Origin of the sequence: Polynucleobacter sp. MWH-HuK1, from assembly GCF_018881815.1 — a bacterium.
Classification (GTDB): Bacteria; Pseudomonadota; Gammaproteobacteria; order Burkholderiales; family Burkholderiaceae; genus Polynucleobacter.
Genome location: NZ_JACVPP010000001.1, coordinates 1,990,590 through 2,014,836, shown reverse-complemented (window position 1 = coordinate 2,014,836; position 24,247 = coordinate 1,990,590). Strand labels below are relative to the sequence as shown.

General features: G+C 45.0%; 23 protein-coding genes. 13 read left to right on the top strand and 10 right to left on the bottom strand.

All coding sequences use genetic code 11. The annotated features are described in order from the left end of the window. The first annotated feature begins 27 nt into the window (after positions 1–27). The 7 genes from ICE93_RS10340 to ICE93_RS10310 all read left to right on the top strand — a co-directional run bounded on the left by ICE93_RS10340 (position 28) and on the right by ICE93_RS10310 (position 5,193). Complete coding sequence (locus tag ICE93_RS10340) at positions 28–1,287, top strand: IscS subfamily cysteine desulfurase (RefSeq protein ID WP_370624613.1); 1,260 nt, start codon at positions 28–30, stop codon at positions 1,285–1,287. Positions 1,288–1,318: 31 nt separating this feature from the next. Next, on the top strand, positions 1,319–1,705 hold the full coding sequence (gene iscU / locus ICE93_RS10335) for a Fe-S cluster assembly scaffold IscU (protein WP_068322308.1): 387 nt from the start codon (positions 1,319–1,321) through the stop codon (positions 1,703–1,705). A 12-nt stretch (positions 1,706–1,717) separates the two neighbouring features. Next, the gene (gene iscA, locus ICE93_RS10330; RefSeq protein ID WP_216187929.1) at positions 1,718–2,041 is read left to right on the top strand and encodes an iron-sulfur cluster assembly protein IscA; all 324 of its coding nucleotides are present in this window, start codon (positions 1,718–1,720) and stop codon (positions 2,039–2,041) included. Further along, positions 2,019–2,546: a Fe-S protein assembly co-chaperone HscB gene (hscB, locus tag ICE93_RS10325; protein WP_370624612.1), complete on the top strand. Its 528-nt coding sequence runs from the start codon at positions 2,019–2,021 to the stop codon at positions 2,544–2,546. The genes iscA and hscB overlap by 23 nt, the downstream gene beginning before the upstream one ends. 27 nt (positions 2,547–2,573) lie before the next feature. Beyond that, positions 2,574–4,439: a Fe-S protein assembly chaperone HscA gene (hscA, locus tag ICE93_RS10320; protein WP_216187923.1), complete on the top strand. Its 1,866-nt coding sequence runs from the start codon at positions 2,574–2,576 to the stop codon at positions 4,437–4,439. Between the two features lie 38 nt (positions 4,440–4,477). Further along, a complete protein-coding gene (gene fdx, locus ICE93_RS10315; RefSeq protein ID WP_215348652.1) occupies positions 4,478–4,816 on the top strand; it encodes an ISC system 2Fe-2S type ferredoxin in 339 nt (112 codons plus the stop codon). Positions 4,817–4,932: 116 nt separating this feature from the next. Then, complete coding sequence (locus ICE93_RS10310; protein ID WP_216187920.1) at positions 4,933–5,193, top strand: cupin domain-containing protein; 261 nt, start codon at positions 4,933–4,935, stop codon at positions 5,191–5,193. 175 nt (positions 5,194–5,368) lie between these two features. On the opposite strand, the gene ICE93_RS10305 is transcribed toward ICE93_RS10310, so the two are convergent. The 3 genes from ICE93_RS10305 to ICE93_RS10295 all read right to left on the bottom strand — a co-directional run bounded on the left by ICE93_RS10305 (position 5,369) and on the right by ICE93_RS10295 (position 9,133). Further along, positions 5,369–6,361 (bottom strand): tripartite tricarboxylate transporter substrate binding protein, encoded by a 993-nt coding sequence (locus tag ICE93_RS10305; protein WP_216187917.1) that lies wholly within the window; start codon positions 6,359–6,361, stop codon positions 5,369–5,371. 23 nt (positions 6,362–6,384) lie between these two features. Beyond that, positions 6,385–8,082 (bottom strand): hypothetical protein, encoded by a 1,698-nt coding sequence (locus tag ICE93_RS10300; protein WP_216187914.1) that lies wholly within the window; start codon positions 8,080–8,082, stop codon positions 6,385–6,387. A gap of 73 nt (positions 8,083–8,155) precedes the next feature. Beyond that, positions 8,156–9,133 (bottom strand): AAA family ATPase, encoded by a 978-nt coding sequence (locus tag ICE93_RS10295; RefSeq protein ID WP_255554629.1) that lies wholly within the window; start codon positions 9,131–9,133, stop codon positions 8,156–8,158. A 142-nt stretch (positions 9,134–9,275) separates the two neighbouring features. Here ICE93_RS10295 and xsc point away from each other — a divergent pair, with 142 nt between their 5' ends. Then, positions 9,276–11,084, top strand: coding sequence for a sulfoacetaldehyde acetyltransferase (xsc, locus tag ICE93_RS10290; RefSeq protein ID WP_216187911.1), 1,809 nt, complete (start codon positions 9,276–9,278; stop codon positions 11,082–11,084). 13 nt (positions 11,085–11,097) lie between these two features. On the opposite strand, the gene ICE93_RS10285 is transcribed toward xsc, so the two are convergent. Beyond that, positions 11,098–12,039 (bottom strand): LysR substrate-binding domain-containing protein, encoded by a 942-nt coding sequence (locus ICE93_RS10285; protein ID WP_216187908.1) that lies wholly within the window; start codon positions 12,037–12,039, stop codon positions 11,098–11,100. Positions 12,040–12,141: 102 nt separating this feature from the next. Here ICE93_RS10285 and ICE93_RS10280 point away from each other — a divergent pair, with 102 nt between their 5' ends. From ICE93_RS10280 to ICE93_RS10270, 3 genes are read left to right on the top strand one after another with little or no spacing between them, the layout of a single operon-like run. Then, positions 12,142–13,125: a tripartite tricarboxylate transporter substrate binding protein gene (locus ICE93_RS10280; protein WP_255554628.1), complete on the top strand. Its 984-nt coding sequence runs from the start codon at positions 12,142–12,144 to the stop codon at positions 13,123–13,125. A gap of 18 nt (positions 13,126–13,143) precedes the next feature. Then, complete coding sequence (locus tag ICE93_RS10275) at positions 13,144–14,376, top strand: aconitase X catalytic domain-containing protein (protein WP_216187905.1); 1,233 nt, start codon at positions 13,144–13,146, stop codon at positions 14,374–14,376. After that, positions 14,373–14,780, top strand: coding sequence for an aconitase X swivel domain-containing protein (locus tag ICE93_RS10270; protein ID WP_216187902.1), 408 nt, complete (start codon positions 14,373–14,375; stop codon positions 14,778–14,780). The genes ICE93_RS10275 and ICE93_RS10270 overlap by 4 nt, the downstream gene beginning before the upstream one ends. A 3-nt stretch (positions 14,781–14,783) precedes the next feature. Here ICE93_RS10270 and ICE93_RS10265 read toward each other — a convergent pair whose 3' ends face one another. From ICE93_RS10265 to ICE93_RS10240, 6 genes are read right to left on the bottom strand one after another with little or no spacing between them, the layout of a single operon-like run. Next, on the bottom strand, positions 14,784–15,353 hold the full coding sequence (locus ICE93_RS10265) for a nitroreductase family protein (RefSeq protein WP_216187900.1): 570 nt from the start codon (positions 15,351–15,353) through the stop codon (positions 14,784–14,786). A 15-nt stretch (positions 15,354–15,368) separates the two neighbouring features. Further along, a complete protein-coding gene (locus ICE93_RS10260) occupies positions 15,369–16,304 on the bottom strand; it encodes a DmsC/YnfH family molybdoenzyme membrane anchor subunit (RefSeq protein WP_216187897.1) in 936 nt (311 codons plus the stop codon). After that, complete coding sequence (locus ICE93_RS10255) at positions 16,304–16,963, bottom strand: 4Fe-4S dicluster domain-containing protein (RefSeq protein ID WP_216187894.1); 660 nt, start codon at positions 16,961–16,963, stop codon at positions 16,304–16,306. Before ICE93_RS10255 ends, ICE93_RS10260 begins: the two co-directional genes overlap by 1 nt. Beyond that, positions 16,960–19,848, bottom strand: coding sequence for a molybdopterin oxidoreductase family protein (locus ICE93_RS10250; protein ID WP_216187893.1), 2,889 nt, complete (start codon positions 19,846–19,848; stop codon positions 16,960–16,962). Before ICE93_RS10250 ends, ICE93_RS10255 begins: the two co-directional genes overlap by 4 nt. Before the next feature lie 11 nt (positions 19,849–19,859). Then, positions 19,860–20,768, bottom strand: a complete 909-nt coding sequence (locus tag ICE93_RS10245) for a bifunctional enoyl-CoA hydratase/phosphate acetyltransferase (protein ID WP_370624611.1) — start codon at positions 20,766–20,768, stop codon at positions 19,860–19,862. A 39-nt stretch (positions 20,769–20,807) separates the two neighbouring features. Beyond that, positions 20,808–21,608, bottom strand: coding sequence for an IclR family transcriptional regulator (locus tag ICE93_RS10240; protein ID WP_255554627.1), 801 nt, complete (start codon positions 21,606–21,608; stop codon positions 20,808–20,810). A 194-nt stretch (positions 21,609–21,802) separates the two neighbouring features. Between ICE93_RS10240 and ICE93_RS10235 the strand changes: the two genes are divergently transcribed. Both ICE93_RS10235 and ICE93_RS10230 read left to right on the top strand, forming a co-directional pair. Further along, positions 21,803–22,789, top strand: a complete 987-nt coding sequence (locus tag ICE93_RS10235) for a tripartite tricarboxylate transporter substrate binding protein (protein WP_216187891.1) — start codon at positions 21,803–21,805, stop codon at positions 22,787–22,789. A 48-nt stretch (positions 22,790–22,837) separates the two neighbouring features. Then, a complete protein-coding gene (locus tag ICE93_RS10230) occupies positions 22,838–24,247 on the top strand; it encodes an aldehyde dehydrogenase family protein (RefSeq protein WP_216187889.1) in 1,410 nt (469 codons plus the stop codon).

The following is a 24,247-nucleotide window of genomic DNA, read 5'->3' as shown; positions in this document are numbered from 1 at the left end:
ACAGTATTACCTATAGATAAATAAATCATGAACGCACCAAAAGACCTTCCACAACAACCGGTTCCTATGTTTAGTCCTAAACACTTTCCCGTGTATATGGACTATTCAGCCACTACGCCGATTGATCCACTGGTGGTCGACAAAATGTTGCCTTACCTGCGCGAGCAATTTGGTAATGCTGCTTCACGCAGTCATGCTTATGGCTGGGCTGCGGAAGAGGCGGTTGAATGGGCGCGTTCAGAGGTTGCTCAATTGGTACATGCCGATCCAAGAGAAATTGTGTTCACTAGTGGCGCTACTGAAAGCATTAACTTGGCATTAAAAGGTGCAGCGCATTTTTACAAAGATCGCGGTAACCACATCATCACAGCAAAGACTGAGCACAAAGCGACTTTAGATACTTGTCGCGAATTAGAGCGCGAAGGTTTCGAGGTGACTTATTTGGATGTGTTGCCGAATGGTCTGATTGATTTCGCACAGCTCGAAGCGGCAATGAAGCCTGGCACAATTTTGGCTTCAGTAATGTACGTCAATAATGAAATCGGAGTGGTGCAAGATATTCCTGCGATTGGTGAATTGTGCCGTTCACGTGGTGTCGTTTTTCATGTGGATGCAGCGCAAGCAACCGGCAAAGTAGAAATTGATTTAGAAAAGACCAAAGTAGATTTAATGAGCTTTTCCGCTCATAAGACCTATGGCCCTAAAGGCATCGGCGCGTTGTTTGTTCGCCGCAAACCCCGTATTCGTATTGAGGCACAAATTCATGGTGGCGGTCATGAGCGCGGTATGCGTTCTGGAACCTTAGCTGTTCACCAAATCGTTGGCATGGGTGAGGCCTTTCGTATTGCTCGCATCGATATGGCTAAAGAAAACAAACGCATCCGTGCTTTGCGCGACCGTTTGTTGAATGGTTTGAAAGATATTGAAGAGGTTTATGTCAATGGCGACATGGACAATCGAGTCCCTCATAACCTCAACATCAGTTTTAACTATGTTGAGGGTGAGTCTATGTTGATGGCCCTGAAAGATTTAGCCATCTCATCTGGTTCGGCATGTACTTCGGCTTCTTTAGAACCTTCTTATGTATTAAGAGCCCTCGGTCGTAATGATGAATTGGCACATAGTTCGATTCGTTTTACCTTGGGCCGCTTTACTACTGAGGAAGAGGTAGACTTCACCATCAAGTTGGTGAAAGAAAAGATTGCCAAGTTGCGTGAGCTCTCTCCACTATGGGAAATGTATAAAGATGGAATCGATCTGAATACGATTCAATGGGCTGCACACTAAAAAAAGATAAAGAAATTAAAGAGGAAATACCATGGCATATAGCGAAAAGGTCATTGATCATTATGAAAATCCCCGTAACGTTGGCTCCTTTGAAAAAGGTGATGACAGCGTAGGTACTGGCATGGTTGGCGCACCTGCATGTGGTGATGTGATGAAGCTGCAGATTCGGGTAAATGATCAGGGTGTGATTGAGGATGCGAAGTTTAAGACATACGGCTGCGGCTCTGCGATTGCTTCATCTTCATTGGTAACTGAGTGGGTTAAAGGTAAGACATTGGATCAAGCGCTTGAAATCAAGAATTCATTAATCGCTGAAGAGTTGGCATTGCCTCCTGTGAAAATTCACTGCTCTATCTTGGCTGAGGATGCCATCAAGGCAGCAGTAGCAGATTACAAAGAAAAGCACCCAGCTAAATAAGTAGACATAACTATGGCAATTACCTTAACCGCCAAAGCAGCTGCACACGTTAACCGCAATTTAGAAAAGCGCGGTAAAGGTTGTGGCTTGCGCTTGGGCGTTCGTACAACGGGTTGTTCTGGCTTGGCGTATCAGCTTGAGTATGTTGATGAGCCTGCGGCGGAAGACCAGGTATTTGAGTCCAATGGTATTAAGGTATTTGTAGATCCAAAAAGTCTGGCTTATTTAGATGGTACAGAGTTAGATTTTGTACGTGAGGGTTTGAACGAAGGTTTTAAGTTTCAAAATCCAAACGTAAAAGATGAGTGTGGTTGTGGCGAATCCTTCCGCGTCTGACGATTACTTTCGCTTCTTTGGATTAAATCAGCAATTCAAAATTGATTTGCCTGCTCTAGATCAGGCATACCTGGCGATTCAGAAAGAAGTGCATCCCGATCGCCATGCTCGCGGCAGTGACTCTGAGCAGCGCCTTGCCATGCAATTGGCAACATTAGCCAATACTGCGTACCAAACACTTAAGAATCCTATCCAACGCGGCTTATATATTTGCCAGCTTCATGGGGTTGATGCTAAGTTGGAGACGAACACTGCGATGCCTGCCGCTTTTTTGATGAAGCAAATGGAGTGGCGTGAGAGTTTGGACGAGCAGGAAGAAGATTTGCCTGCCTTAGAGTCGCTTATGACCGAGGTAGAGCAATCTAAAGCTGAGACCCTTGCAGAAATTGCCCAGGCAATCGATGGTGCCAAGAATTATCAGCGTGCAGCAGAGCTACTTCGAGGCCTGCTCTTTATTGATAAATTTGCAGTTGAGCTTGATGACACTATTGCAGCCTTAATCTAGGCGCACGCAAGCTACACTCTATCTCCTATGGCCTTATTACAAATCTCAGAACCTGGTAAATCGCTAGCGCCACATCAGCGCCGCATTGCTGTTGGTATTGATTTGGGGACTACCAATTCTTTGGTCGCAATTGTGCGCGATGCTTTGCCAAAAGTATTGCCCGATGCACAAGGACGCGAATTACTTCCATCTGTAATTCGTTACCTACCCAACGGTAGAACTCAAGCTGGCTTTGAAGCGCTTGAGAGTGCTGTTCTTGATCCAAAGAACACGATTGTTTCAGTAAAACGTTTTATGGGCAGAGGTTTGCTTGATGTGGAGCATATTGAAAGTGCTCCATATGATTTTGTTGATCAGCCTGGAATGCTCAAGCTAAGAACAGTAGCTGGCGATAAAAGCCCTATTGAGGTCTCTGCAGAAATTTTGGCGCGCTTGCGTCAGCTAGCAGAAGACTCAGTGAGTGATGAAATCGTTGGCGCTGTTATTACGGTCCCTGCATACTTTGATGATGCACAGCGTCAGGCAACGAAAGACGCTGCCAAATTAGCTGGCATTGAAGTTCTCCGTTTATTAAATGAGCCAACTGCGGCGGCAATTGCCTATGGCTTAGATAATGCCTCGGAAGGGGTATACGCCGTCTACGATTTGGGTGGCGGCACCTTTGATATCTCCATACTGCGTATGAGTAGGGGTGTCTTCGAAGTACTTTCTACTGGTGGCGACTCAGCTCTTGGCGGCGATGACTTCGATCATCGCTTGTATTGCTGGGTCATTGAGCAAGCTAAGCTTCCGCCGCTATCAATATACGATCAACGTACACTCCTGCAAGCTTGTAAGCACGCGAAAGAGCAACTTAGCCACAATCCGTTGGCGCGCGTTCATGAGACGCTTGCTGATGGCACAGTAGTTAATGTTGGCATTAGCCAAGCTCAATTTTTTGAGATCACTCAGAATTTAGTTACCAAGACTTTGATGGCTTGTAAAAAAGCACTACGTGATGCTGGCCTCAAATCAGAAGACGTTAAAGGCGTGGTGATGGTGGGTGGCTCAACCCGCATGCCAAATGTGCAGCGTGCTGTCGGCGAACTGTTTGGTACGCAGCCATTAAATAATTTAAATCCTGATCAAGTTGTTGCATTGGGTGCGGCGATGCAGGCAGACCTGCTGGCTGGTAATCAAAGTAAAGATGATGAGTGGCTTTTACTAGACGTCATACCATTATCCCTTGGTATTGAAACTATGGGCGGCTTGGTAGAGAAGATTATTCCTCGCAATACACCGATCCCAGTTGCTAGGGCGCAAGACTTCACGACCTTTAAGGATGGCCAGACTGCTTTGGCGATTCAGGTGGTGCAGGGCGAGCGTGAGTTGGCGCAGGATTGTCGTTCTCTTGGTAGGTTCGAGTTACGCGGTATACCAGCGATGGCTGCGGGAGCTGCGCGCATACGCGTCACCTTCCAGGTAGATGCTGATGGCCTTCTATCAGTTAGTGCAACTGAGCAAGGCTCTGGTGTTAAGGCATCGATTGATATCAAACCCTCATATGGCTTAACGGATGCAGAGATTACGCGCATGCTGCAGGATGGTTTTGCCTCAGCTAAAGAGGATTTACTCTCAAGATCCTTGCGCGAAGAACAGGTAAATGCTCAACGTTTGCTTGATGCTGTTCAAACAGCTCTCGATAGTGATCGCAGCCTTCTTAATGCAGAAGAGCAAGCGCTTATTGATCATGAGATGGCGGCGTTACAAAAGATTTTGAATCAAGAAACTGATAGCGCTGTAGTTCGTAAAGCAGTAGATCACGCAGCTAAGGCAACAGATGATTTTGCGCAAAAACGGATGAATGCCAGCATTCAAAAAGCTCTCTCCGGCAAGAATGTTGCTGAAATTTAAACAAGTGGCTCCCAATAAAACATAAGCAGAACAGAATCATGACCCAAATCGTTGTCCTACCGCATAGTGAGTATTGCCCTGAGGGCGCAGTTGTTGAAGTTGCCCCGGGTACTTCGATTTGTGAGGCTTTATTAGAGAACGATATTCCAATTGAACATGCCTGTGATATGGTGTGTGCTTGCACTACTTGTCATGTAATCGTAAAGGAAGGTTTTCAAAGTCTCAATCCGCCTGATGAGAACGAGGAAGACATGCTTGATCGTGCTTGGGGTTTGAATCCTCAGTCTCGTTTGTCTTGCCAGGCTATTGTGGCAAAACAGGATCTTGTAATTGAAATTCCAAAATACTCAATTAATCACGCTAAAGAAAATCATTAAGATTTCATTATGAGATTGGTGAAATTTTCACTAACTCTATTTGCGTTAGCTTTTGCTTCAATTACTCCAGTACACGCAGATGAAAATTATCCTGGGGTAGTGACGGAGTTGCTGTAATGCGATTTACCATTTCACCGCAAACCGCCTTGCCGACTCATGAGCATCCTGCAATTAATGCCGCCTATGTAATAGATGGGGAGCTGACAGTCTTTCAAGAGGGTGGTATTCAGCGCAACTTTAAAAAGGGCGAAGTTGTGATCGAGATGGTTGAAAAATGGCATCACGGTATTAATCAAGGCTCTGTGCCAGTTGAGTTAGTGGTTTTCTATGCCACTACCAAGGATTTGCCATTAGCAATTAAGAAGCCTAAACTCTAAAAAATAGGGATTAATGCACCAGATTGATGCATTAATCCCTGTAATCATGCAATTGCCCTCGGGCGGAGATTTCCAGAGTATTAATATGAATTTGTAGTTCATTCTTTAGGTAGTACCTCCAAAAAATCTTTCAAGCCATCCTTCGGGGTGGCTTTTTCTTTGATGGTTTTTGTAATTATTGAGTTGGAATATTCCGCGCCTTAATCACTTTTTCCCAGTTTGCAGACTCGGTCTGTATTTTGGCATCAACATCTTTGCTCTTCATCATCATCGGTGTTAGACCGTTGGTGTCAAGGTTGGCAAGTAGAGAAGGTGCCTTAAAGGATTTCTCGGTTGCTACGTAAATCTTATCGATAATGGATTGTGGCGTTCCCATTGGAACCGCCAAAGCGAACCAGCCAGTATTTTCAAATCCAGGAATCGCAGCTTCTGAGACGGTAGGAACATTAGGTAACTGTTTTAATCGCTTGCTGCTAGTAACAGCTAGCGCTTTCACTTGACCTGCTTTAGCGAACCCACCGGTTGCAGGGAAGTTACCAGCCATGAAATCAATTTGCCCAGCTATCAGGTCATTCAAAGCAGGGTTCTCGCCTTTATAAGGTACGTGTGTTGCTTGAATTCCGGCTGCATAAATAAAGTTTTCATTGGCCATATGTATCTGGCTGCCGATACCTGCAGATCCAAAATTGAGTTCTTTGGTTTTAGCTAAAGCGATCAGTTCAGGAAGCGTATTGGCTGGAAGCTTTGGGTTTACTGCAATGACCATCGGCACTGTTGCTATGGTGGTGATGTAAGTTAAGTCTTTAGCATAGTTAATGGATGCCTTTTTATAGATAAAGGGATTCACAGTCATCATGCTGCCGGATGCTAGGAGAATGGTGTAGCCATCAGCTGGAGATTTAGCTACTAGTTCAGCCCCAATATTACCGCCTGCTCCCCCGCGATTTTCAACAATCACGTTTTGCCCAAGATTTTTGCTGAGTTCTTGGGAAAGGATCCTGCCTAAAATGTCTGCGCTTCCGCCTGCAGCAAATGGAACAATCATTTTGATGGGCTTATCGGGCCATGATTGTGCGGCTAGATTGGTAGAACCCAAAATGCCAAGCGCATAACAAAGCATGGCAACCCATTTTTTCTGCTTTATAAAAGTACTTTTAAAGAGTGACATACTGTTTTTCTCCGTTTGTTTAGTTATAGATATTTTTTGTTTGTAAAGGATGATGCTTTGAATTCGCTCGCCCAATTTTTTAGGGTGCTAGCGATATTGTTGGGATCTTCATCCCAGCTAAGGCGGTGTTGAAAGGCTGAGCGCAGTTCAGAACCAATGCCGCAGCCCCAAAGTTGAAGATGAGGTTGTTGCTCGCACCAAGCAATGGCTTGTAGAAGATGATTCTTCAGAAACTCCTCTCCATTTGCCTCGATGGTTGCCCGATCCATTGGGCAGCCATCAGAAAATAGAATCAACATATTATTGGTGTGTTGGCTGCCGCTACTATTTTGTAGGCGTTCAGCTGCCCAAATGAGAGCCTCACCATCAATACTCTCCGCATAAATTTCAGGACGTAATAGAGCGGCGATCCCTGCTCGAGATCTTCTCCAGTTTGTATCAAAGTCCTTAAAGATCCAGTGAGCTCGTTCATTGAGGCGCCCGGGATTTGGAGGCTGACCATTTTTACGCCATTCTTTAAACGGTCTTCCACCTTGCCATGAGCTGGTACTGTAACCAAGAACCTCTGTTTTGATGCCTACTTGCTCCAGTATTCTCACCAGGGAATCTACGCAGGCTGCAATTTTGACGCGCTGCTCTTTCATGGATCCAGAGCAATCGATCAGCAGTGTTGTTTTTGCATTTACCTTGCTGGTAGTTGCTAGCTGCTTATATAAAGCTGGCTGTAAGGGTGAGGTAACGCTGCGTATAAGATAGCGACGATCAAGTAAGCCTTCTGCCTCGGTGGTTTGCCATCGTTTTGGGAGTTGACTAGAGAAAATTTGCTGATAGATCCGAATAAGCTTGGCCCAAGGGATATTTTGTTTGGCAATTTCTTGATTAAGTTGGTCTTGGTAGGTGACTAATTGTGCGGACCGAATTTTTTTCTTAGCCTCGGATTCGCTGTCATAGCTTGAGTTATATACATGATATTTTTCGAGTGACTTTTTGAGCGTGAGACGCTGCTCACTAGAGTTGCTAGCAGGACTCTTAAAGTCTACTGCTACTTTTCCAGCATGAGGAGGCACCCATTCGATTTTGAGATGGGTGGCACTTTGATTTTTGCGTTTAGTGCGAATGCTGGGGTTATTGCGATACTCGTCCGCAATTAATCCAGAGGCTAAGCCAATTACTTCATGGACTACTTGTGCATACGCCTCCTGATCATTGCGACTTGCTTTTAGCTTTACCAACAGTGGCCCCATTTCTTGTGCTATGCCTGCCCTAGTAGCTTCAACAATATCTTGCATTAACTGTGGAATTGGTTGGCTATTGAGCTTCATCCATACAGTTGAAAAAATGGTGACTAACAGTAGACCAATACTGCCTTCAACGCCACCACTGGCAATAAATTGCTGCATCCAGGCAATAAATTGAGCCTGAGTATTCTTACGACATCCCCTCAGCTCTTCAGGACAGTTGCTTTCAACTCGGATCTGCTCCAAGACTTCAAATATTAAAGATTCGATCATGCCTTCTGGAGCGAGTGAAGTATGTAAGGCTGCATCCGAATGGCGTAGGCGTAATGCGATGCCATCTAATACACCGCGTGGGTAGGCCCACGATGCTTTTAGATTTTCTAGATTGAGGTGTGGAGCGATTGACTCTAATGGAGCTGCATTATGAAAGAGTTGCCAGTCTCTAATTTGTGCGCTTTTTTCCCTGGACAATGACCTAATCATTGCCCCATATTGTTGCTGTTGTTCGAAATCTAGATGGGTTTGGGTTTGCAAGGTAGGCGTAAATTCGCTTGGTTTATTTGTTATCTAAATCTAGTTCACTGGCGAAGCATCGTTGGTAATATTCTGCAACCAAGGTTTTTTCTTCTGATTCGCATTTATTTAAAAATGCCAGAGAAAACGCAATCTGTAAGTCTTTAAAGATGCGCCAGTTTTCACCCCAGGTAATCAGTGTTCTAGTCGACATTAATGTGGAAATATCACCCGCAGCAAAGCCACTTCTAGTAAGATTCGCAAGGCTAATCATTGCCTTTGCCTGCGTATCCGATAACTCCGGTACTTTAGCCATCAAAATCTTCTGCTCTTCCTGCGGCTCTAGATAGTTCAACGCTGCAACAATGTCCCAGCGATCCATTTGACCGTGATTCAGCAATTGCGTGCCTTGATATAAGCCATTCCAATTGCCAAGACCAACCGTATTGCTAGTAGCAAAGATTCGAAATGCAGAATTAGGATTGATCACTCTATTTTGATCAAGCAAGGTGAGGCGACCTTCTCGCTCCAACATTCTTTGAATGACAAACATTACATCTGGTTGGCCTGCATCGTACTCATCGAGGATGAGTGCAACAGGACGTTGCAAACTCCAGGGAATGAGCCCTTCTTGAAAGCGAGTAATTTGTTTGCCATCCACTAGGCTAATGACATCTTTGCCAATAAGATCCATGCGGGTAATTTGCCCATCTAGATTAATTCGCAAGCAAGGCCAATTTAATCTGGCAGCTACTTGCTCTATATGAGTCGATTTACCGGTGCCATGCATTCCTTGCAGCATGACTCTGCGATTGAAAGCAAAGCCCGCCAGAATTGCCAATGTGGCCTCTGGATTGAGTTGGTAGCTTGGATCAATTGCTGGCACAAGTTCGCTAGCTTGCTTGAATGCGGGGATATCAAAGTCCGCAAAGCCACGACATTCTGGGAAAGCGGTATGAAGCAAAACCCGTTTTTCAGGCTGTAAACCCATTAAATCAATAGAAGAGGTGCTTTCAGCCATTTCCTTGCCTTTAAAAGTCTTAATATGTTGTCAAATATATTCCAGATTGGGGTTTATATGCTTGACTTTGGTAAAAATACGCTATTATTATTCATATTGTAGAACAAAATGTTCCGTTTAATTGAATACCTAGGAGAGCTTTATGTCTAAGTCTGGCGCTAATTTACCTACCGGCCCACAAAAAATGACCCCTTCCGAAGCATTTGTGGAGACCATGGTCGCCAATAAGGTGAAGGATATCTTTGGAATCATGGGTTCAGCCTTTATGGATGCGATGGATATTTTTGCTCCAGCAGGTATTCGTTTGATTCCGGTTGTTCATGAGCAAGGTGCCGCACATATGGCCGATGGCTATGCGCGCGTTAGTGGAAATCATGGTGTAGTGATCGGACAAAATGGACCTGGCATTAGCAACTGTGTCACTGCAATTGCTGCTGCTTACTGGGCGCATAGTCCTGTTGTGATCATTACACCTGAAACAGGAACAATGGGCATGGGCTTGGGTGGTTTCCAAGAAGCCAATCAATTGCCAATGTTCGAAGAGTTCACAAAGTATCAAGGACACGTGAACAATCCTAAGCGTATGGCTGAATTTACTGGCCGCTGTTTTGATCGCGCTCTATCAGAGATGGGTCCAACTCAATTGAATATTCCACGTGATTATTTTTATGGCGAGATCGAAGTGGAAATTCCACAACCTAATCGCCTTGATCGCGGTCCTGGTGGCGAGAAGAGTTTGGATGAAGCGGCAGAACTCCTGGCTAACGCTAAGTTCCCAGTCATTATTTCTGGTGGTGGCGTTGTGATGGGTGATGCAGTAGAGGAGTGCAAGGCATTTGCTGAGCGCCTTGGTGCCCCAGTAGTTAATAGTTACTTACACAATGATTCATTCCCTGCTAGCCACCCATTATGGTGTGGCCCTCTAGGTTATCAAGGTTCTAAGGCTGCGATGAAGTTGATCGCCCAGGCTGACGTCGTGGTTGCATTAGGTTCACGTCTTGGACCATTCGGCACATTGCCACAGCATGGTATGGACTACTGGCCAAAAAATGCCAAGATCATTCAGATCGATGCAGACAATAAGATGCTCGGCTTGGTGAAGAAAATTTCCGTAGGTATTTGCGGTGATGCTAAAGCTGCTGCCGTTGCATTGACTAAGCGTTTAGAAGGCAAGAAATTAGCTTGTGATGCAACTAAAGCAGAGCGTGCCAAAATAATTGCTGCAGAAAAAGCAGCATGGGAAAAAGAGTTGGATGAGTGGACTCACGAAAAAGACCCATTCAGCTTGGATATGATTGAAGAGCAGAAAAAAGAAGTAACGCCAACAGGTGGTCATTACTTGCATCCCCGTCAAGTTCTTCGTGAGCTTGAGAAGGCTATGCCTGCTGACGTGATGGTATCTACCGATATCGGTAACATCAACTCAGTTGCCAATAGCTATCTCCGCTTTGAAAAGCCACGTAGTTTCTTTGCCCCAATGAGCTTTGGCAACTGCGGTTATGCGTTGCCAACAATTATTGGAGCTAAGGCTGCTGCACCCAATCGCCCTGCGATTGCCTACGCTGGAGATGGTGCTTGGGCAATGAGCATGGTGGAGATTTTGACTGCCGTTCGTCACGATATTCCTGTTACAGCAGTTGTCTTCCATAATCGTCAGTGGGGCGCCGAGAAAAAGAACCAAGTTGACTTTTATAACCGTCGCTTTGTGGCAGGCGAGCTTGAGAGCCCAAGCTTTGCCGGTATCGCAAAATCAATGGGTGCGGAAGGCATCGTGGTTGACCAGCTTGATCAAGTTGGGCCGGCCCTGAAGAAGGCTGTTGATATGCAGATGAAGGAAGGTAAGACCTGTGTAATCGAGATTATGTGTACTCGTGAGCTTGGTGATCCGTTCCGTCGCGATGCTTTATCCAAGCCAGTACGCTTCTTGGATAAATATAAAGATTACGTATAAATTAGATGATTGATTAAAAAGCCCGGTTAGTTCCGGGTTTTTTATTTTTTATCTCAACGGCGAGCATCTCCGAAATATCTGAGGCGCATTTTTGAAAAGCCATCATTGCATTTGTAACGAACTTATTTTTTCTCCAGCAAATAGCCGCGCTTCTTGTAAGCAAATCTCCTTTGATTTCTTTCGATTGCAACTTATCTTTTTTTCTTAAGGAGATGGGGCTTCCAAGGACAAGCATCTCTCCTGATTTGGCTATTTCTAAGAGATCACCCATGGTTGAAACTTCCATGCGAATATTAAGAGAAACCCCTTGCATGCGCGCTTGGGAATCTATTTTCTGACGCATTAAAAATTGTGTGTTTAGCGCGCCCAATTGATATTTTTCCAAGAATTTTAAGTTTAAATTGTGCGGCAATTTTTTAATCAAATCCGGGGTTCCGATGACAGAAAATTGCTCTGAAATAAGCTCTTGCCACTGTAAATCAGGCAGCTGGTAATCTTGAGGGAGTATGGCGATATCAATCTCGCCTTCCAGTAATTGTTCAACGGCTTTCTGAGCGGATAATTCCTTTAGATCAATATTAAGGCTTGGATTCTCGAGTATCAATTTCATGCATGTCGGTAATGCAATTGTTTTTGAGTATGTGCTTGTTGCTGCTACCTTCATTTTTCCAACAATATTCTTGTTTTCATATGGGCTTTGCAACAAAATTTCCTCTAGCTGCTCTAGAAGAGGATTAATTTTATGCAGTAGTTGGTTGCCAAATTTGGTCAAAATGAGTTGGCGCCCCTTTTTTTCAAATAAAGGAAGTGTGAGATGACTTGATAACTCTTTCATCTGTTGAGAGAGAGCTGATTGAGTAATGTGTAGGGTTCGCGAAGCTTTTACAAAATTGCCTGCCCGAGCTGTTGCAATGAAGCTGCGCAACAAGCGAAGATCAATTTGTTTTAAATTCATAAGAATCACTTATATATAAATTAAATTAATATAAATATACATTATGTATTAATTCATTTAATGTGTGCCTGTTAATACCTTTTTTAGACAGGGGTTCTTAATATGCAACGATCAATAATGCATGCTTGCAAATGCGTATTTATGTTCTTGGGGTTGTCGTTTGTGTGCGGAATTGGATTTGCAGACACCTACCCAAGCAAGTCTATCCGCTTAATTGTTCCCTTTCCTCCTGGGGGGCCGACTGATATTGTCGCTAGACCATTGGCAGCGCTATTGGGTGAGCGCCTCAAAGAGCAGGTGATTATTGAAAATAAAGGTGGCGCTGGGGGTTCAATTGGAGCTGATCTTGTAGCCAAGTCGCCGCCTGATGGTTATACCTTGTTCATGGGAACGGTGGGTACAAATGCGATAAATGGCAGTTTGTACAAACAGTTGCCATATGATATGACTCGAGATTTCACGCCAATTGCATTGGTGGCGACCGCGCCAGTGGTTATTGTCGTTAATTCAAGCGATAAAATTAAAACACTTGCTGAGTTGGTTTCGGAAGCTCGTTTAAAGCCCGACACTCTTGCCTATGGCACCGCAGGAAATGGAACGCCAGGACATTTAACCGGAGCCTTATTCGAATCAACTGCTCAAATTAAATTCAAGCATATCCCTTATAAGGGTAGCGCTCCAGCTGTAACTGATTTGATTGGGGGTCAAATTCCCTTAATGTTTGATCCTATTCAGTCAGTATTGCCCCATATTACTTCAGGTAAATTGCGTGCTTTAGCGGTTACAAGTAAGACGCGTTCACCCTTATTGCCTAATGTGCCAACGGTGGCTGAGCTTGGTTATCCACAATTTGAATCCACTGCTTGGTGGGCTTTATTTGCCCCAGCTAAATTGCCCGAGCCAATTACCAAAACACTAAGAATAGATACTGAAAAGGTGGCGCAATCAGCGGCTTTCAAGGAGCGTTTGGGTAACTTGGGAGTGCAGCCAAATACTGACTTTAAAGAAAGTTTAGCTAGCTTTCAAACAAGTGAAATCGCTAAGTGGGCTAGGGTAGTTCGTGACTCTGGCGCTACTGTTGATTAATAGTTAATAAGAGAAAAAATGAAACTTAACGCAGAAGAAAAGGCAATGCTTGCCGGAGAGTTTGGTCCAGTTAGACAAATTGCAATTCAACACCAAATTAAGGTTGGTGAATTTTTTGGAGCCGAAGACTTAGTTTCCGTATCTCAGGCGCATATCATGGCAGATACCGAGAGTCTGGGCGAAGCTGGTGTTGAATGGTTGGAGGGGCTGGCGAAAAATTCCGTGACAGATCGCATGGTTCGCATTCCAACCATTACCGACCCAAGAGGAACGGATTTCACAAAGGCAAAACAATTAGGTCAAACCGAAAAGATGCTCGACTTGGAGAAGCGGGCGATTGATGCATTTGTCAAAATGGGTGTATCAATGACGGATACCTGTATTAATTATCAAACGATTATGGCTCCAGTGTATGGCGAGCATTTGGCATTTGGTGATACGGGTGTGGTAATTTATTCAAACAGTGTTTGTGGGGCAAGATCTAATTTTGAGGGCGGCCCTTCTGCCTTGGCAGCGGGCCTTACCGGCAGAACACCGCGTTATGGCTATCACTTAGACCTTCATCGCAAGCCAACGCATCGCTTTAAAACTTCATGGACACCTCAAACATTAAATGAGTGGGGTGCATTGGGTGGATTGATTGGAAAGAAATCTGGTAATTATTGGTCGGTACCAGTGCTTGAGGGAATTGAGGGTCATCCAGGTTCTGATGCTATGAAGCATTTTGGAGCAGCCATGGCCAGCTTTGGTTCTACTGCTTTATTCCACGTATTAGGTATTACGCCAGAAGCTCTGCATGCGAGAGATCTGGAGTATTTACATCTCCCTGAAGTTCTTATTACCAAAGAGGAGGTAATGGGTTTACAGAGCTCATACCGAATTGCGGAGGAAATTGATGTTGTAGTATTTTCGGCCCCACAATTAAGCCTAATGGAAATGAAGAGCATTGCAGAGCTATGTAATGGGAAGAAATTTATTAAACCTTTGCTAGCTATGACAAGCCCACAAGTGAAGCCTGACTCTGATCGTATGGGCTATACAGAAATGATTGAGAGTGCTGGTGGAACAGTATTTTCTGGTATGTGCTTTTATCAATCGTATGCAAGGGAAATTGCCGAGACAAATGGATGGAAGGTATTGGCAACGAATAGCGCAAAGATTGTGAATATTTTAGGTGGCTATGGTTATACACCGATGTTGGCATCAATGGAAGATTGTGTACAAGCCGCTGTGACGGGGAGACTTAAGTGAGTGCAAAAATATACAAGGCTAAACATGCTCAGGGCGAGAGTATCGAGGGCGAATGCCTCAGTGCCTCTGATGGTTTTTCTGCTCGTTATGACTTAGATCGCCTTAAAGGCGTATTTTCTCGACCAGCACACAAGCTATTTGGCCAATCTTATAAAGATAAAATCTTAGTATTGGATGCTGCTAAAGGTGGTGTTGCGAGCGCTTGGATGTTATATGAGATGAAGTCTAGAAATCTTTGCCCATCAGCCATTATTTTTAACGCAGTCAATCCAATTTTGGCGCAAGGTGCAGCTCACGCAGGGATTCCCATGTTGAGTGGTTTTGATTGTGATATTACTCTGGCTATCGCTAGCGGAGCTAGACTTCGGATAGATACTAAGAACCAAACAGTTGAGGTGCTCTAGTTTTTAAAAAATGGAGTGGTATTCAGATAAGCTCGGCCGAATACGACCGGGCTTATTTTTTAATACTGTGCCGATCGTAATAAAGCAGATAGGCTCTTCGTCATCGGTGAGTTGAAATAACTTCCTAATGCGATCGCTTTGTAGTGCTCTACCACTCGATAATCCTGAGCCAAAACCAAAGGCATAAGCACTTAAGAGAATATTTTGAATGGCGCAGCCAAGAGATATTAATTTTTCTTGCTTGCTAATATCTTCATTGCTGTCTTTGTAGTTTACTGCCGCAAGTAATAGCAGCGGTCCGCGAGAAGCCTTATCAAGAGCTTCCTGCTGCTGCATTAAAGTAGCCTCTTGATCTCGATCTAATAGGCATTGACGAAAGACTTCTCCGAGTGCGGGACGACTACCTTCTCGAATCTCAATGAAACGCCATGGCATCATTCTGCCGTGGTCGGGGGCGGCATTAGCTGCCAAGAGAATGGTTTCTTTTTGAGTTTGACTGGGGCCTGGGTTGCCCAACCTTTTGGGTGATATATGAGTTCTGCCGTGGATAAGCTGTTCGGCGAATTGATCCATCGGCATCAGTGGTGCTTAAGAAACTCGTTGATAATACAAATTTTGTGGATGGTTGGCTTCTGCAAAAAACATCCATCTTTCAGCAAGCAAACCAACATAGTTGATTAGTAATGCCAATGTGATCACCAAGAAATTAGGTGAAGCAATTGCATAGGCCATGAATATCATGGGGATCACGTATGCGCAAAGCAAAATGATCTTGCGTAAATTAGCTATTACTTTATCTGTTTGATGGTGAAAGAATTCACGGGTATTAAAGCTTCCACCCATAAGCCCCATAGAGGTTTGGCGGATATTGTTACCCTTGATTCCGGTTGCGGAAGCAAGATTCGACTTTGGTTTTAGCTTGCGATTCCGAGTCCAAATCCAGAGCTTCAGGTTGAATGATAAAAATAACAGGAAGAAAGCAATGACGGAGAGCGGGGCATCAATCATCTGTACCGAGGTATCACCCCAAACCGCAATCAATAGTTCTAATAAAATCCAGCCTGAAGTCATCCCTAGTAGAATAAAGTTAGTTAGGGTGGAGGGATGCGACCATTCCTGAATGAAGCGAATGCACTGATAGATCTTTGCGGTGCATACCCAAAGAGCTATCGTAGTGAAGAGTAAGGCAAGCCATAGCCATTGCGGTACTTGGCTAAAGCGTGCATAAAGGTAAATGATTGCTGTCACAGCCATGACTGCTGGTAGAGCGATAACTTCTCTTGATAGCCAGGAGGTTCTCCACATCATGGCAGCGCGCCATGCTCTCTCTGGGTGACCTAGGTGAAAGAATGAGGCGACCAATCCTAAGGCTAGCAGTACAAAAGCAACCGGTAGGGCAAGGCTTGTAAGAAATGCGCTTGGAGTGGCTTGGCTATGCAAGTTTGCTAGCGCTATAAAAAATAATAGGCCTTGAGCCATTCCAGCTAAGGTGGTGAAGAAAATAATTGAAAATTGTGGGCGCATTATTTGTCATTCCTTGCTGCATCAATTGTTTCCATAATGGAGCGCGGTAAATAGTGATTGGCGGGTTGGGTTTCCCATTCAGGCATGAGTGCATAGCCTGAGCGTTCCTCTATGGCTTTGCTGGCGTCAGACTCTGGATCATGGACATCACCAAAGATACGCGCGCTAGTAGGGCAGGCAAGCACGCATGCTGGCTTTTTCTCGGCCTCTGGCAACGTCTCGCTATAGATACGATCTACGCAGAGCGTGCATTTGGTCATCACCTGACGTTCTTGATCAAGCTCACGTGCACCATAAGGGCAGGCCCAAGAGCAGTAACTGCACCCAATGCATTTATCGTAATCTACAAGTACGATCCCATCCTCTTTGCGTTTATAGCTTGCACCTGTAGGGCAAACTGGAACGCAGGGAGGGTCTTCGCAATGTAAGCAAGATTTTGGAAAGTGAACCGTTTGCGTATTCGGGAATACACCTGCTTCAAAGGTTTGCACTCTGTTAAAGAATGTGCCGCTTGGGTTGGCCCCATAAGCATTAAGATCGGTTAGCGGGCCAGCTGAGCCGGAGGTGTTCCACTCCTTGCAAGACGTAACGCACGCATGACAACCCACGCATACATTTAAGTCAATAACGAGAGCTAGTTGTTTATTTTTTTTGCTCATTTTGTCTCCCCCGATTTTTTGAGGGCCATTCCTGGCACTTCAAATGCTTTTACTTGTGGCCAAGTTTCTTTTGATTCATTTTCATCTGCAGGCGCCAATCGAACTCTGACGTCATACCAGCCAGCTTGCCCGGTAATCGGATCGGAATTACTAACGGTAAACCCGCCAAGCGGAAGCTCTTCCGAGATGAGGTGGTTTAACAAGAATCCTTTTTTAGATTCATCCGCATCGTTCGTTAAGCTCCAAGCGGATTCTGCTTTGCCAATGGCATTCCAGGTCCATACTGTTCCAGGGTCAACCGCCTCTGAGTGTCTGGCCATGCAGCGGACTTTGCCCCATTGAGATTCAATCCACATCCAGGCGCCATCAGCGATGCCGCTCTTGAGTGCGGTGGCTGTGTTGACATATAAATAGTTGTGGCTATGAATTTGTCTTAACCAAGCATTCTGTGAGTCCCAGGAGTGATACATTGCCATTGGACGCTGGGTAATTGCATTCAATGTAAATTTAGTGAGATCAGTTGCCTCATCTTCCAGCGGCGGGTACCAGAAAGGCAGCGGATCAAAGTATTTATAGATGCGTGCTTTGAGGTGCTCCGGAGGTTGTGCACCTGGGCGCTTTCCAGTAGATGCCAATCTAAAGCGTTGCAAGATGTCTGAGTAGATCGCAATCATGATTGGATCATTCTTCTGACGCAGAGCATTTTCTTTTGAGAAGTCTAAATAGCCCTTGTTCCAGTTGCGCATGTATTGATGTTCTGGAGGCATGTGGTATTGATGTACACAATTATTTTCAGCATATTTTTGCCACTGATTTGGATTGGGTTCGCCGCGCAAGGGTTTATCACCATCTTTACCACGCCATCCACTTAAGAATCCAATTCCTGAGTCAGGAGTGGTTTGGAAACGGGTAATAAAGTCGGGGTAATCTTTGAACTTACGTTCACCCTCTGGGGTAGTGAAGGCGGGGAACTTTAAGCGCGAAGCCAATTCAATCAAGACTTCCTGGAATGGTTTGCATTCACCTAAAGGCTCCAGGACGGGGATGCGTACGGAATCAACAGGCCCATCAAATTCTGAGATTGGTCTATCAAGCATGCTCATGACATCATGGCGCTCGAGATAGGTTGTATCAGGAAGTACTAAGTCTGCAAAGTCCACCATCTCTGACTGGAATGCATCACAAACCACTAAGAATGGAATTTTAAATTCGCCATCATCATTTTTGGCATTGAGATGTTCACGTACTTCCATGGTATTCATGGTGGAGTTCCATGACATATTAGCCATGAAGATCATGAGCGTATCAATTGAATAGGGGTCGCCCTTGACGGCGTTGGTAATGACGTTATGCATTAATCCGTGCGCAGCTAACGGATGCTCCCATGAATAAGCTTTGTCAATACGAAGCGGTTTGCCATCAGAATCTAGCGCCAAATCTTCTGGCTGTGTAGGCCATCCGAGTGGAGGCTTAGCTAGCGGAGTATTTGGCTTGATGTCATTTTCAGAAGAAGGAGGTTTTGCATTGGGCGGCACCTGTCTTGGATAAGGTGCTTTATGTCTAAAACCACCTGGACGATCAATGGTGCCCAATAACGACATGAGGACAGCTAGGCCACGCGTTGTCTGAAATCCGTTGGAGTGGGCAGATAAGCCGCGCATGGCATGGAATGCAACTGGCCTACCAGTTACAGAGTCATGTTTTTCACCCCAAGAGTCTGTCCAAGAAATCGGTAATTTAAATTCTTGACCGAATGCAGTGTCTGCCATTTCAAGAGCAAGCTTGCGAATACGTTCTGCTGGAATACTGGTGATAGCTGCAGCCCATTCTGGAGTAGTTTCACTAACTTGCCGTTTGAGAAGCTCGAATGAAGGAGCCACTTTCTTGCCTTGGTGCGGGCCTGGACCCATTACATATTCGCCGAGTAAGGCAGGCGATGTTCCTTGCGCAAAACAAGGTTTAGCGCTTTGAGATTTTTCATCCCAGATATATTTGTTGTGTGGCAAGTCAGTATTGATTGGGTCAGAGTCAGGGTCATACAGGAATAAACCTTCTTCCGGACCTGAATCCACGCATACCAATTGCGCTGAGTTGCTAAAGCGCTTTAAGAATGGGGCATCGTACTTTTCAAGGCGAATCAGCTCATGCATCAAGGCCATGAACAGTGCGCCATCTGTTCCTGGTTTAATCGGAATCCATTCATCAGCAATAGCAGAGTAGCCAGTTCTTACTGGGTTGATAGAGATGAAGCGCCCGCCAGCTCGTTTAAATTTGGACAAAGCAATCTTCATCGGATTGCTATGGTGATCTTCCGCTGTGCCAATCATGACAAACAATTTTGCTTGATCCAAATCTGGACCACCAAATTCCCAGAAGCTTCCGCCGATGGTATAGATCATGCCGGCAGCCATATTCACAGAGCAAAAGCCGCCATGCGCTGCATAGTTGGGCGTGCCAAACTGCCTTGCAAATAAGCCAGTCAAGGCTTGCATTTGGTCGCGACCAGTAAAAAGGGCAAATTTCTTTGGGTCAGTAGCGCGAATTTTCGCAAGACGCTCAGTCAAAATATCAAACGCTTTTTCCCAGCTAATGGGCTCAAACTCACCATTCCCTCTTTCGCTTCCTACTTTACGCAAAAGCGGCTGCGTGATGCGCGCAGGTGAGTTTTGCTTCATGATTCCCGAAGATCCTTTGGCGCAGATGACGCCTTGGTTTAAAGGGTGTTCAGGATTGCCGTCGATATAGACTAATTTGCCATCACGTAAATGTGCTCGAATGCCGCAACGACAGGCGCACATATAGCAGGTGGTTTTTTTGATCTCTGTCGCAGGTGCTTGCTTTTTAATTGGGTCATGCACTGGATCATTAGAAAATATTTTGAGCATAGTCTTCTCAATTATTGAGGGTTTTTGGCAAGCAGAATGGCCATCGCTGTAGATGCCACTCTAGAAAAAACAGAATCAGATCTGGAGGTCAGAGTGATTGGCACTTGTGCACCCAGAATGGTGCCCGCACATTCAGCACCCGCCATATAGACAAAGGACTTATAAAGAATATTGCCTACCTGTAAATCAGGCATCAGAAGTAGGTCAGGATCGCCTGCCACCTTTGAGTAAATCCCTTTTGTTCTGGCCGACTGTGCGGAAATCGCATTATCAAATCCAAAAGGGCCTTCAATAATCGTATCTGGAAAAATAGGGTGAGCAATGTGTTCATCAACAATCTCTTTTGCATCCGTTGTAGAGGACATTGCAGGGTTAATCACTTCAGTTGCAGCAATGATTGCCACTTTCACGTTGCTGATGCTTAACCTCTTTAGAGCATCTAAGCTATTGGCTAGGATTTCTCTTTTAAGTTGAGCATTTGGAGCAATATTCACAACAGCATCAGTAACGCCAAGCAGCTTATGGTATCGAGCAAGCTCAAATAAAAAGAGGTGACTGACGCGTTTATCTGTGCGCAATCCATCTCGATGCACAATCGGTCCCATGAGGTCTTCGGTGTGCAAGGATCCCTTCATCAAAACTGCTAGCTTGCCTTCTTTCACCATCTCAACTGCTTTCTTGGTTGCCAAGATGGGATCTTTAGGTGTATCGACAATCTGTATGCCATTTAGAGAAAGCTCTTCGATTGCCGCAAGCTCTTCAATTTCCTTTTTAGGGCCTATCAAAATCGGAGTGCATAACTGTCTTTTAATGAGATCGAAAACAGTTTCTAGTGCTGGTGCACTGAGGGGGTAGACCACCCCAAGAGGTAGATCGCTCTTTGCCTCCTCAATCATTTTTTCTAAGAGCGGATATTTCACGTTTAGATTTGTCCTGAGGTGACTTTGATGCTGTGCTAATTAGGAGAGAGTTTGAGAGATGCGCTCAGACGCTTCTTTTAGCTTAGGAATATGCTCCATCGCTTGATTTAGAGGAAGTCTTGCTGTTGCCGCATGAACGGCAATCGCTGCTACTACCTCGCCTAGCGAGTCTTTGACGGGTACTGCCACACAAGAAACTCCCAATACATATTCTTCGTTATCTACCGCATAGCCGGTACTCACAATTCTTTCCATTTCTGATTCCAATAAGTGACGATCAGTAATAGTTCTGTGAGTAAATTGCTGTAACGGAAGACTTTCTAAAATCTTGGTGCGCTCATCCACAGGTTTGTAAGCGAGAAGTAATTTTCCGCTGGCACTGCAATGCGGTGGCAGTACTGTGCCTGGTGGTAGGTGAAGGCGTAAAGCCCAGTCAGCTTCAACGCGATCCAAGTAAAACAGTTCGCCGCGTCTAAGGACGGCAAGATTGCAGGTTTCGCCTAGATCGGCGACTAGGCCGCGCAGGATGGTGTGGCGAATAGCAGATACACTATCGTGCGTCATTGTTGACATCGCTAGATGAGAAAGCCGCACGCCAGGGGCATACGTTCGTCCGCCTGGCTCCCTAGCTACTAAACCAGCTTCTTCAAAAATGGCTAAAGTTCTATGCAGGGATGCTTTTGGCATTCCGGTAATTTGCATGAGCTGGGCTAGGGAGGCGGGTTGCTGCAATGCTGCCAAAGCCTCCAGGATCACCACGCCCTTCAGCATGGAAGAGTTCTCGCTGGAACTGTCTCTTTTGGCGGCATCAGGCTGTTCTATGGTGTCTAATTCAAGCATGGGCGTTAAATCTCATGAAATGTGTCATTTTGTTCATTCTAATAGAACAAGGTTGTAAATTCTAGGGAAAATGTTAGTATTTTTACTTATACGAAACAACTTGTTCCGTTTAATAAGATCATTTATGCTTACTAAAACAGTAAATAAGGGCTAAGATAAGCTCAAAGGTAGCACTACTAAATAGGAGATTGATCATGCGTAGAAGCAATCTATTAGCCGCTGTACTGTCAACAATCCTCGCTTTTATGGGCTCTCTTGGTTGGGTGCAATTTGCTCAAGCACAGGCTTGGCCAAATAAGCCAATCAAATTTATAGTTCCTTATCCGCCGGGCGGTGGAACTGATGTGATTGCGCGTATTGTGCAAGAGCCATTAAGTCAAACTCTCGGTCAGCAGGTCATTATTGATAACCGTGGCGGTGCTGGCGGTTCGATTGGTACCGATATTGCCGCTAAGGCGCCATCAGATGGCTATACCGTTTTATTTACACTCTCTTCACACACTATCAATCCGGCAATTTATCCAAAGCTCGCTTTTGATACTGAAAAAGATTTTTTACCGGTCTCTTTAGTAGCTTCCTTGCCACAAATATTAGTAGCTAATCCAGATTTTCCAGCGAAGTCAGTGAAGGAAGTCATTGAGATGGCAAAAGCAAAACCAGACTCTATTGCATATGCTTCTGTAGGAAATGGATCGCCCGGTCATTTGGCTGGCGCCATGATGGCTGGATCTGCTGGTGTTTCAATGACCCATATCCCTTATCGTGGTGGCGGACCGGCTGTTACTGACGTTATGGCTGGTCAAGTACCGCTACTTTGGGTTTCAATTCCAGCTGCAGCTAACTATGTTAAGGCGGGAAAGCTGCGTGCTTTAGCAGTGTCTACCGTAAAACGCTCTCCAGTTTTCCCAGACGTTCCAACCATGGCTGAATTGGGTTTCAAGGATTACGAAGTAGATTCTTGGTATGCCATGTTTGTTCCAGCTAAAACCCCGCAGTCAATTATTGATACCTTGTACAAGGCAACAGTCAAGGTCCTTGCTGAGCCTGCAGTAAAAGAAAAATTATTGGGTCAAGGCGCAGAAGCAGTTGGAAGTACTCCTGCGCAGCTGGGGGCAATTGTTAAAAATGAATTAGCAAAATGGAAAAAAGTAACAAAAGATGCGGGTATTAAGGTTGAATAATCTAATCTCCGTAAAGACATACGCTAAATAAAAAAGATAAGAATATTAATGATGACGCCAGTAGAAGCAATTGTTGAACGTGGACGCGTAGCCCAGAAGACATATGAGGGTTACACACAAGCTCAGGTAAACTTAGTAGTTGAGGCGGTTGCCTGGGCGATTCTTGAGCCAAAGCGAAATCAAGAGTTGGCAGAGCTTGCTGTAAAAGATACTGGTTTAGGGGATGTGGCTGATAAGTTCAAAAAGAACTTTAGAAAAACTTTAGGTTTAGTGCGTGACCTAAGTTATGCCAAGACAGTTGGGGTTATTTCTGAAGATTTGAAGACGGGGTTGACTGAGTATGCTCGTCCGGTGGGTGTGGTCGCAGCGATTACGCCATCAACCAATCCTGGTGCAACCCCAATTAATAAGATCTTAAATTCTTTGAAGTGTCGCAACGCGGTTGTGGTGGCGCCATCACCCAAAGGCTACTCTACTTGCGCTCGTTTACTAGAGTTTGTGCATCAACAACTGGATATCGTTAAAGCGCCGAGAGATTTAGTGCAGATGTTGCCATTTCCGATTACCAAAGATTCCACCAATGAATTGATGCGCTTGGCTGACTTGGTTGTTGCAACTGGATCACAGGCAAATATTCGTGCTGCATATACCTGCGGCACACCTGCTTTTGGTGTTGGGGCTGGTAATGTTCTGGTCATTATTGATGAGTATGCTGATCTTGCTGGTGCGGCTAATAAAATACTGCAATCCAAAACATTTGATAACGCTACAAGTTGCTCTAGTGAGAATGGTGCAGTGATTTGCTCTCAGGTTTATGACAAGGCAATTGATGCACTTGAAGCTGCGGGTGGGTTGATGTTAGATGCTGCTGATAAGAAGCGACTGGAAGCTGTCATGTTTCAGAATGGAAAACTTACCTCTACATTGACTGCACAAAATCCTGCGGTGATTGCTGAGCGTGCGCAGTTGCAAAACCCAAAAGCAAAATCTGCCAAATTCTTTATGGTGGAAGAGCAGGGATATGGACCGTCGGTTCCTTTTTCCGGTGAAAAATTAAGCCCCGTCCTGACTGTGTGGAAGGCCGCAGATTTTGAAGCTGCCAAAGAATTAATTGCTAATGTTTACGCTTATCAGGGAGCTGGACATTCTGTTGGCTTGCATACGGCACAAAGTGGTGAGGCTTTAGAGTCTCGCGCCGCCGCGCTTGCACAGCAATTGCCTGTTGCCAGAATCATCGTTAACCAGGCTCATGCGATTGCTACTGGTGGTAGCTTTGAGAATGGCTTACCTTTTTCTTTGTCTATGGGTTGTGGAACGTGGGGCAAGAATAATTTTTCAGAGAACATGAACTATCGCCACTACCTCAATATTACAAGGGTGGTTAGACCCATTCCGGAGCATGTCCCTAAAGTTGAAGATTTGCTGAAAGAGTATTTCAGTCGCTATCCTCAGGCGTAA

What these genes read in the sequence shown, in the direction of transcription:
- ICE93_RS10340 (WP_370624613.1), top strand. Translation starts at nt 28, where the DNA reads ATGAACGCACCAAAAGACCTTCCACAACAACCGGTTCCTATGTTTAGT.
- iscU (WP_068322308.1), top strand. Translation starts at nt 1,319, where the DNA reads ATGGCATATAGCGAAAAGGTCATTGATCATTATGAAAATCCCCGTAAC.
- iscA (WP_216187929.1), top strand. Translation starts at nt 1,718, where the DNA reads ATGGCAATTACCTTAACCGCCAAAGCAGCTGCACACGTTAACCGCAAT.
- hscA (WP_216187923.1), top strand. Translation starts at nt 2,574, where the DNA reads ATGGCCTTATTACAAATCTCAGAACCTGGTAAATCGCTAGCGCCACAT.
- fdx (WP_215348652.1), top strand. Translation starts at nt 4,478, where the DNA reads ATGACCCAAATCGTTGTCCTACCGCATAGTGAGTATTGCCCTGAGGGC.
- ICE93_RS10310 (WP_216187920.1), top strand. Translation starts at nt 4,933, where the DNA reads ATGCGATTTACCATTTCACCGCAAACCGCCTTGCCGACTCATGAGCAT.
- ICE93_RS10305 (WP_216187917.1), bottom strand. Translation starts at nt 6,361, where the DNA reads ATGTCACTCTTTAAAAGTACTTTTATAAAGCAGAAAAAATGGGTTGCC.
- ICE93_RS10300 (WP_216187914.1), bottom strand. Translation starts at nt 8,082, where the DNA reads ATGATTAGGTCATTGTCCAGGGAAAAAAGCGCACAAATTAGAGACTGG.
- ICE93_RS10295 (WP_255554629.1), bottom strand. Translation starts at nt 9,133, where the DNA reads ATGGCTGAAAGCACCTCTTCTATTGATTTAATGGGTTTACAGCCTGAA.
- xsc (WP_216187911.1), top strand. Translation starts at nt 9,276, where the DNA reads ATGTCTAAGTCTGGCGCTAATTTACCTACCGGCCCACAAAAAATGACC.
- ICE93_RS10285 (WP_216187908.1), bottom strand. Translation starts at nt 12,039, where the DNA reads ATGAATTTAAAACAAATTGATCTTCGCTTGTTGCGCAGCTTCATTGCA.
- ICE93_RS10280 (WP_255554628.1), top strand. Translation starts at nt 12,142, where the DNA reads ATGCAACGATCAATAATGCATGCTTGCAAATGCGTATTTATGTTCTTG.
- ICE93_RS10275 (WP_216187905.1), top strand. Translation starts at nt 13,144, where the DNA reads ATGAAACTTAACGCAGAAGAAAAGGCAATGCTTGCCGGAGAGTTTGGT.
- ICE93_RS10265 (WP_216187900.1), bottom strand. Translation starts at nt 15,353, where the DNA reads ATGGATCAATTCGCCGAACAGCTTATCCACGGCAGAACTCATATATCA.
- ICE93_RS10260 (WP_216187897.1), bottom strand. Translation starts at nt 16,304, where the DNA reads ATGCGCCCACAATTTTCAATTATTTTCTTCACCACCTTAGCTGGAATG.
- ICE93_RS10255 (WP_216187894.1), bottom strand. Translation starts at nt 16,963, where the DNA reads ATGAGCAAAAAAAATAAACAACTAGCTCTCGTTATTGACTTAAATGTA.
- ICE93_RS10250 (WP_216187893.1), bottom strand. Translation starts at nt 19,848, where the DNA reads ATGCTCAAAATATTTTCTAATGATCCAGTGCATGACCCAATTAAAAAG.
- ICE93_RS10240 (WP_255554627.1), bottom strand. Translation starts at nt 21,608, where the DNA reads ATGCTTGAATTAGACACCATAGAACAGCCTGATGCCGCCAAAAGAGAC.
- ICE93_RS10235 (WP_216187891.1), top strand. Translation starts at nt 21,803, where the DNA reads ATGCGTAGAAGCAATCTATTAGCCGCTGTACTGTCAACAATCCTCGCT.
- ICE93_RS10230 (WP_216187889.1), top strand. Translation starts at nt 22,838, where the DNA reads ATGATGACGCCAGTAGAAGCAATTGTTGAACGTGGACGCGTAGCCCAG.